The sequence below is a fragment of the Escherichia sp. MR genome, assembly GCF_005280595.1.
Taxonomy (GTDB): Bacteria; Pseudomonadota; Gammaproteobacteria; order Enterobacterales; family Enterobacteriaceae; genus Escherichia; species Escherichia ruysiae.
This window is the reverse complement of the sequence record NZ_SZVK01000121.1, coordinates 1-1329: the sequence shown is the minus strand read 5'-3', so window position 1 is coordinate 1329 and position 1329 is coordinate 1. Positions and strand designations below refer to the sequence as shown.

Here is a 1329-nt window from a genome sequence, read left to right as displayed (position 1 = left end):
CTGATGAATCCCCTAATGATTTTGGTAAAAATCATTAAGTTAAGGTGGATACACATCTTGTCATATGATCAAATGGTTTCGCGAAAAATCAATAATCAGACAACAAGATGTGCGAACTCGATATTTTACACGACTCTCTTTACCAATTCTGCCCCGAATTACACTTAAAACGACTCAACAGCTTAACGTTGGCTTGCCACGCATTACTTGACTGTAAAACTCTCACTCTTACCGAACTTGGCCGTAACCTGCCAACCAAAGCGAGAACAAAACATAACATCAAACGAATCGACCGATTGTTAGGTAATCGTCACCTCCACAAAGAGCGACTCGCTGTATACCGTTGGCATGCTAGCTTTATCTGTTCGGGCAATACGATGCCCATTGTACTTGTTGACTGGTCTGATATTCGTGAGCAAAAACGACTTATGGTATTGCGAGCTTCAGTCGCACTACACGGTCGTTCTGTTACTCTTTATGAGAAAGCGTTCCCGCTTTCAGAGCAATGTTCAAAGAAAGCTCATGACCAATTTCTAGCCGACCTTGCGAGCATTCTACCGAGTAACACCACACCGCTCATTGTCAGTGATGCTGGCTTTAAAGTGCCATGGTATAAATCCGTTGAGAAGCTGGGTTGGTACTGGTTAAGTCGAGTAAGAGGAAAAGTACAATATGCAGACCTAGGAGCGGAAAACTGGAAACCTATCAGCAACTTACATGATATGTCATCTAGTCACTCAAAGACTTTAGGCTATAAGAGGCTGACTAAAAGCAATCCAATCTCATGCCAAATTCTATTGTATAAATCTCGCTCTAAAGGCCGAAAAAATCAGCGCTCGACACGGACTCATTGTCACCACCCGTCACCTAAAATCTACTCAGCGTCGGCAAAGGAGCCATGGGTTCTAGCAACTAACTTACCTGTTGAAATTCGAACACCCAAACAACTTGTTAATATCTATTCGAAGCGAATGCAGATTGAAGAAACCTTCCGAGACTTGAAAAGTCCTGCCTACGGACTAGGCCTACGCCATAGCCGAACGAGCAGCTCAGAGCGTTTTGATATCATGCTGCTAATCGCCCTGATGCTTCAACTAACATGTTGGCTTGCGGGCGTTCATGCTCAGAAACAAGGTTGGGACAAGCACTTCCAGGCTAACACAGTCAGAAATCGAAACGTACTCTCAACAGTTCGCTTAGGCATGGAAGTTTTGCGGCATTCTGGCTACACAATAACAAGGGAAGACTTACTCGTGGCTGCAACCCTACTAGCTCAAAATTTATTCACACATGGTTACGCTTTGGGGAAATTATGAGGGGATCTCTCAG

General features: G+C 44.0%; 1 protein-coding gene. It reads left to right on the top strand.

Features of this window, described 5'->3' with window-relative positions; translation table 11 throughout:
- The first annotated feature begins 107 nt into the window (after nt 1–107).
- Complete coding sequence (locus FC814_RS22475) at nt 108–1316, top strand: IS4-like element ISVsa5 family transposase (RefSeq protein ID WP_001339197.1); 1209 nt, start codon at nt 108–110, stop codon at nt 1314–1316.
- Nucleotides 1317–1329 lie beyond the last annotated feature (13 nt).

Coding starts and splice junctions, on each gene's coding strand:
- FC814_RS22475 (WP_001339197.1), top strand. CDS start 108: ATGTGCGAACTCGATATTTTACACGACTCTCTTTACCAATTCTGCCCC.